The following is a 6,307-nucleotide window of genomic DNA, read 5'->3' as shown; positions in this document are numbered from 1 at the left end:
CCTGTGATGTTCGAACTGGAGCTTGACGCCGTGCTGCAGCGTGTGGTGCCTCAGTTCAAGCAGGTGACCAAACACCAGGCTGTCGAACGAGATTTGGCCGTGGTGGTGGCAGAGCGCGTGACGCACGCCGACATCATGGGTGCGGTAGAGCAGGCCGTTCCGGGTGGCATGCTCCGCTCTGCCGTGCTGTTTGACGTGTATCGGCCCAAGGCGCTGCGGGCGGGCGAAGAGGCGCCTGCGGGTGGCTTGGCCCCCGGCGAGAAGAGCCTGGCCGTGCGCCTCACTCTGGGGCGCGATGAAGCCACGCTTACTGAGGCAGAAATCGACGCAGCGATGCAATCCGTGATCACTCAGTTGACGCAGCGCACGGGCGCCCGTCTGCGGGTGTGATGATGTCCAAGGGGAGTGACGAGCCATGATCGAATTCGCAGTTGAAAGCCTGGAAACACCGGCACTGACCAAGGCGCAGTTGGCGGATCTGTTGTTCGATCAGATCGGCTTGAACAAGCGCGAGTCCAAGGACATGATCGATGCCTTCTTCGACTTGATTGCCCAAAGCCTTGTCGAAGGCAAGGACGTGAAGCTTTCGGGGTTTGGTAACTTTCAGATCCGGACCAAGGCTCCCCGTCCCGGGCGCAATCCCCGCACGGGCGAGGCCATACCCATCAAGGCGCGTCGCGTGGTGACTTTCCATGCCAGCAGCAAGCTCAAGGAGCAGATTCAGACGGCCGCTGTTGCGTGAGTTTGTGCTGTTTTTGTTGCCAAGATGTTCTTGGTGGCTGGCGGTACAGGCTGGTCTGCAGTACGCTTGAAAGCTTTCCCGTTTGAACACGCATCTCATGGGCACCACCCTCCCTTCCATTCCCGCCAARCGMTACTTCACSATTGGTGAGGTKGSSGAGCTKTGCGGCGTCAARCCGCAYGTKYTGCGYTAYTGGGAGCAGGAGTTCACGCAGCTGCGGCCCATGAAGCGGCGTGGCAACCGGCGTTAYTACCAGCACCATGAGGTGCTSATGATYCGCCGCATCCGTGATCTGCTGTACGACCAAGGCTTCACCATCAGTGGAGCGCGCAATCGTCTGCAAGAGCTTGCACATGCTGCGCGAGAAGTTGTTGGGTCCGACGAGGCTTCTCTATCGCAGGACGCAGAGCCACCCAGCATGCTGGTGGACAGCGCGCGCGACCTTTCCATCGTTGCTGCGGGCTTCTCCCTGGACTCCAATGCAGTGCGCCAAGAATTATTTGAAATTCGTGCGCTACTTTCTCTGAACTGAGCTTTTTTCTGCATATAATCTAAGTCTTGTCGGCGTGTAGCGCAGCCTGGTAGCGCACTTGCATGGGGTGCAAGGGGTCGCGAGTTCGAATCCCGCCACGCCGACCATTGATAGCAAAAGCCCAGAGCCGAAAGGTTCTGGGCTTTTTTGCTTTTCTCCTCCGCTGGTTTTAACGGCGTCAGCGTTGCGGTTCGGTGGTGGGGCATCGCTCCATGCACACACTGTGCCTGCGTGCCGTGCGTGCGGCGACTTCAGACGCCCTTGCCGGTGACATTGGCCATGCAGTGATCGCGGGGCCTGGGAGGGGCGCAACAACACGCCCACGATGGGCATGGAGACCTTCATGATTGATGGCTTGGTAGCCGGACGGCTTTACGGTGAGGCGGAGCGCCGCACGGACAAAGCGGGCAAGGCCTACACACTGGCGAAGGTGAGAGCCAGCACGGCAGAGGGCGAAGTGCTTTTCATCAACGTCATCGCCTTTGACGAGGGTCTCTGCGCGTCGCTTCACCACTTGCACGACGGTGATTCGGTGGCGCTTTCCGGCAGCTTGAATCCTCGTGTCTGGACGGACAAACAAGGCAACGCGAGGCCCGCGCTGGATATGGTGGCACACCGGTTGATCAGCCTGCCGCTCTCTGGCATCGAGCAGTAGGCATATGCAGCGCAAGCTGTGCCATGGGATGACACGCGCAGCAGGGCGCGCCCACAAGCGCACCCGGACCAGGCGCTGTACCTAGCCTGTCTTGCGAGGGTTGCCTTTGGGCGTGGGCGCAAAGCCCAATGCCTTGAGCTCATCCTCGCTCATGTGTAGCTCTGTCAATTCGGGCTGGCGCGCCTCGATGGCTCGGCGCCGCTCGAAATTGGTGGGAGGACCTTTTTCTTCCTGGCGGCGATCCTTGCCAGTGCGGCGGTCCATGCTGCCTCTGCGTTCGACACTCATGATGGTGCTGGTAGTGGAGGTGTGAGACTTTGGTGTGCGGCCTGTTGCCAGTTGACCGGGCAACCTGTGGTGGCAAGCTGAAGCGCCAGTCTGCATCAGTTGCCAATGTTTGCAAATACCTAAGCTGCCATCTGGCGGATGCAACACATGCCCGACACCATTGTTGACGATGGCGGTGGGCTCACCGAGTGGCGGCGTTTCCTGTTGGCAATGCTGTATCGCATGTTCCGGCAGTGGGTTGATCTGCGCCTGGTCGCACCGCCAGTTCCTGTTATCCAGCGGTGGGCTGGGTTGTTGCTCCGGAGCGGCCAATGAAAAAGCCCTGACTCTTGCGAATCAGGGCTTTTCATTTGGTGCCGGAGAGATGAATCGAATACCCGACCTTCTCATTACGAATGATGTGTTCAATGCGTTGATATGTATTCCAAATGGTATTGATATTCATATAAAACAACAACTTACGCAGATGTGTCGCTCTTTGTACTTGTCGCTGTGTTGATCCGAATGCATCAAAATGCACCGTGTCAGTCTGTAAAATGTCTGTAAATTTATACGGACGATGACTTCATGGCACGACCAAGCAAAAACGCCCCTATCGACTTCAGCGAGCCCCAGGACTTAACCCACGGCCTACTTGAGCGTGCCGCGTGTCCACCAGACAAAAAGTTTGTTCTTGTCAGGGACGCCGAAAAGAGAGGGCTGCGCCTCAGGGTGACTATTGCTGGCGGAAAGCACTGGCAGTTTGAGACCAGGGTCAAGGGAAGGCTTTTTACCCGAGCTCTTGGTGAGTGGCCCACCATTTCGATAGCTGATGCCCGAGCGGAAGCGCACCGTCTTCGCGGGCTTACCGAGCAAGGGGTGGACCCCAGGATTGGCGAAGCCGAGAACGCAGCCCGGAAAGCAAAGACCCTCCAGGAAGCAACGGAGCAGGCTGCAGCTCAATCCACATTGGTGGGCGATGTGTGGCCGGTTTACCTGATGCAGGGCAAGCCCAAGCGCAAGGAAGGGTGGAAGCCGCGGTACCTCGCCGACCTTCATGCGATGGTGGCCCCCGGCGGGGCGAAGAAGAAGCGGGGCCCTGGCTTGACCAAGGCAGGGCCTTTACACCCGCTGATGGGGCGGCCCCTTGCATCCATCGATGCAGATGTACTCCTGGCTTGGTACGAGTCAGAGGCACTTCGTGGACGACACCAGGCTGCCCGAGCTTTTTCGATATTTAGGGGCTTTCTTCGTTGGTGCTCCGCACGGCCTGATTTCCGGCGGCTTGTTAATCGTGATGCAAGTCGCTCAGCCGCAATATTGGAAAACCTCCCTCCAGTGACTCGTCGTACTGATGTGCTAGGTGCCGCACAAGTGGCACCATGGTGGTCTGCGGTGGAACAGCTCCCCAACCGAACAGCGGCTAGGTATCTTCAGGCGTTGCTCTTGACGGGTATTCGCAAGGAAGCAGTCGCCGCACTGAAGTGGGAAGACGTGGATTTCCGTTGGCAGAAGGTCACTTTTGCAGACAAGGTGGGGGGGCCAAAGACCCTTCCGCTGACGCCATACTTGGCAAAACTACTGAGCGCTCAGCCAAAAATTAACGAATACATCTTTGCAAGCACCGGAAAGCGTGGGCATATTGTTGATGCCAGAGCCAGCCTTTCAAAAGCACTCAAGACTGCTGAGATTGGCTACCTTACACCGCATGGCCTTCGGCGAGCGTACAAACAGCGTGGACGCAGCGTTGCCCCACACGGGGCCGTTGATCAGATGCAGTTGCACCAACCTTCAGGAACGGCCGATGGCTATGCCATTTTGCCGCTCGACGATTTGAGGCCATTCGCTGAAACCATCGAAAGTCATATCCTCAAGCTCGCGGGTCTGCTTGATGCTGGCGCCGAGGATTTAGAGGCACGTCGCACATAGACCTAGAATCTGGCGGGGTCGCTTAGTCACTTGTGGCGTGCGAGCCTCCTTCCAGGCGCAGACCGCAATGGCTCAGCCAGTTTTTGGTATCGATACCGGCACACGGGCGTTCGTCGCGACAAGCCTGAAGGATATGGCTGCCTCATGGACGGAGCACGCAGAGACAACCGAATCGGTCAGCATGCAATCTAGCTCCGGGGATGTATATTGGGTCCGTAGGAAACGGAGTTGGAGTTTTTTTGCATATTACCCAGTTGCACCAGGTAGGCGAGTCAGTCATGTTGTCGATCCCTCAGTCGTTCCTCGACCAGCTGAAGCTGGACGCCGGAGCGCACGTCGAGATCACCATCGACCAACGTCGTCTAATCATTAAACCCGTGCCGCTTCCTCGCTACACGCTCGACGAGCTTAGCGCCTCGACCGATCCTGCAGCATTGGCGGCCATCAATGCGGCCAGTAAGAAGGACATCTGGATGACCGGCGGGCCGGTGGGGAGAGAGCTGCTGTGAACTTTAGAGAAGGGTCCAGCTTTGCATGAGCACTCCACAGACTGCTCCTGAAGCCCGCGTTGCGGTGCTTGTTGACTGCGACAACACCTCACCTGAAATTCTTGAATACGCACTACGCGTCGTCGCCCAGTTTGGTAGGGTGGTACTGCGCCGTGGATATGGCAATCACACAACCCTAACGAACAAATGGCAGGAGGCGCTTGTCCGCCTTGCGTTCACGCCGTGCCTGCAGTACCAATACGCAGCTGGTAAAAACACATCGGACATCGCCCTGGCGCTAGATGCCATGGAAGCGATGTTCGATCAGCGGGCCGATACGTACTGCCTGGTCACCAGCGACTCAGACTTTGCCTACCTTTGCCGTAAGTTGCGCGAGCGTGGCGCAACTGTATTTATCGTCGGGGAATCCAAATCTCCAGACGCGCTGCGAAACGCAAGTGACCAGTTTTTTGAGTGGGTCCGGCCGGACACTCCTGTGCTGCCAAGCACAGAGTCTTCATCGCAAAGCGCCAATGATTCATCATCGACCAACGGCTCAGTGTCAAAAGTTGAGCAGCCCAAGTCCCCTGTCAAACGACGGCCACGATTTGTTGTTGAAGCGGTGACTCTTTTGGCGAGCGACACTTCTGAAGGCAAGGTGCATCTTGGTCCGTTGGGCCAGTACCTAAAACGCATGGACCCAGCGTTTTCTCCAAAAGTCTACGGTCATTCGGGCTTGGTAGACATGCTTCGTACCTATGACCTGCTGGCTGTGCAACAAGAGGCAGGTGGGCATTGGACAGTGCGTCTGGCATCTTTACCTGCTTTGGAAGCCGCGGCGATGACTTCCGAGATTGAGAAGGGATCTGCGCAAGGTCCGTGTTTTTTGTAACTGATTGCTCGGAGCTGAATCAGCTTCAACCTGAGTTTGTCCGCCAAGGTACTTCGAGTAGCCGAGACCGGGGCGCCCTTTGTTCGCGTCCGAGAGATCTTCACCAAATGACTGCGAGTCTAGATGCCCTTCACCACCGATGACCTCGACAAGGCATATCGAAAGCTGAAGAGCCTTGTCTACTATGACAAGACTGACCTTCGACTTCGCGCTCGCTTGGCTGCGTTTGAGTGCGCAGAGGACTTCGAGGCGCGGCTGGAGGTCGTGCGTGACGTGTTGAATAGCGAGTCGCCTTCAAAGAGCCGTCGCTTCAAGGGGTGGCTGAAGGACATCGGCTTCCGGGTGGTGCCTAAGAAGTTGAGTGCCAGCCCCCGAGACGAAGCGATGAGCGCCCCCGAGCATGGACGCCTGATCACGAACGTGACGACGACCAAGGTCATTGAAGTCGAGAAGGTCAACTACTTCTTCGATGGCGCTATTGAACTCCATCTGATTGCCGTTCTGTGGGTCATGACGGACGGTAAGCAATTGGACGCGCAGCTTGCTCCAGAATGCTGCGGATCGAGGCTGTCAAACAAGCTGAACAGGGTCACGGACGAGTCGCTCGAACTATTCACGAAGTACCACGAGCAGTACGCGCGGTGGCGAGACACGGGCATCCGGAAGGCCAAGCAGCTCCTGGTCGATGAGCAGCGCAATGTCGCGATCCTCGGACTTGACATCCAAGAGTACTTTTATCGGATCAATGTCGATTTTGGCGAGGTGGCGCAGGCGCTTCCGATCTCGATTCAAGCCAAAGAAG

The 6,307-nt window shown here is 57.3% G+C and carries 10 protein-coding genes and 1 tRNA gene; 10 read left to right on the top strand and 1 reads right to left on the bottom strand.

Translation table 11 applies throughout. The features are described from left to right. The 5 genes from AC04MI_RS22545 to AC04MI_RS22525 form a co-directional block, all read left to right on the top strand. A partial coding sequence (locus AC04MI_RS22545; RefSeq protein WP_476498753.1) for a phenylalanine--tRNA ligase subunit beta-related protein occupies positions 1-390 on the top strand: 390 nt, incomplete at its 5' end. Between the two features lie 25 nt (positions 391-415). After that, entirely contained in the window at positions 416-742 is a 327-nt protein-coding gene (locus AC04MI_RS22540; RefSeq protein ID WP_056063789.1) for an integration host factor subunit alpha, read from the top strand. Between the two features lie 97 nt (positions 743-839). Next, positions 840-1,274 carry a MerR family transcriptional regulator gene (locus tag AC04MI_RS22535; protein ID WP_476498752.1) on the top strand — a complete coding sequence of 145 codons (435 nt, stop codon included), beginning with the start codon at positions 840-842 and terminating at the stop codon, positions 1,272-1,274. A gap of 30 nt (positions 1,275-1,304) precedes the next feature. Continuing rightward, a tRNA-Pro gene (locus AC04MI_RS22530) sits at positions 1,305-1,381 on the top strand. 236 nt (positions 1,382-1,617) lie between these two features. Further along, positions 1,618-1,929, top strand: a complete 312-nt coding sequence (locus AC04MI_RS22525; RefSeq protein WP_436077510.1) for a single-stranded DNA-binding protein — start codon at positions 1,618-1,620, stop codon at positions 1,927-1,929. A gap of 81 nt (positions 1,930-2,010) precedes the next feature. Here AC04MI_RS22525 and AC04MI_RS22520 read toward each other — a convergent pair whose 3' ends face one another. Then, positions 2,011-2,217, bottom strand: a complete 207-nt coding sequence (locus AC04MI_RS22520) for a hypothetical protein (protein WP_233193769.1) — start codon at positions 2,215-2,217, stop codon at positions 2,011-2,013. A gap of 147 nt (positions 2,218-2,364) precedes the next feature. On the opposite strand from AC04MI_RS22520, the gene AC04MI_RS22515 reads away from it, so the two are divergent. The 5 genes from AC04MI_RS22515 to AC04MI_RS22495 all read left to right on the top strand — a co-directional run. Then, positions 2,365-2,532 (top strand): hypothetical protein, encoded by a 168-nt coding sequence (locus tag AC04MI_RS22515; protein ID WP_436077088.1) that lies wholly within the window; start codon positions 2,365-2,367, stop codon positions 2,530-2,532. A gap of 252 nt (positions 2,533-2,784) precedes the next feature. Further along, positions 2,785-4,125 (top strand): tyrosine-type recombinase/integrase, encoded by a 1,341-nt coding sequence (locus tag AC04MI_RS22510; RefSeq protein ID WP_476498751.1) that lies wholly within the window; start codon positions 2,785-2,787, stop codon positions 4,123-4,125. A 200-nt stretch (positions 4,126-4,325) separates the two neighbouring features. Continuing rightward, complete coding sequence (locus tag AC04MI_RS22505; protein WP_476498750.1) at positions 4,326-4,634, top strand: AbrB/MazE/SpoVT family DNA-binding domain-containing protein; 309 nt, start codon at positions 4,326-4,328, stop codon at positions 4,632-4,634. A 25-nt stretch (positions 4,635-4,659) separates the two neighbouring features. Further along, positions 4,660-5,505, top strand: coding sequence for an NYN domain-containing protein (locus AC04MI_RS22500; RefSeq protein WP_476498749.1), 846 nt, complete (start codon positions 4,660-4,662; stop codon positions 5,503-5,505). A gap of 123 nt (positions 5,506-5,628) precedes the next feature. Beyond that, a partial coding sequence (locus AC04MI_RS22495; RefSeq protein WP_476498748.1) for a hypothetical protein occupies positions 5,629-6,307 on the top strand: 679 nt, incomplete at its 3' end.

The sequence above is a fragment of the Acidovorax sp. LjRoot204 genome (assembly GCF_056175785.1).
Note: the sequence above shows the minus strand (reverse complement) of the source record. Positions and strands in the feature narration are given on the sequence as shown.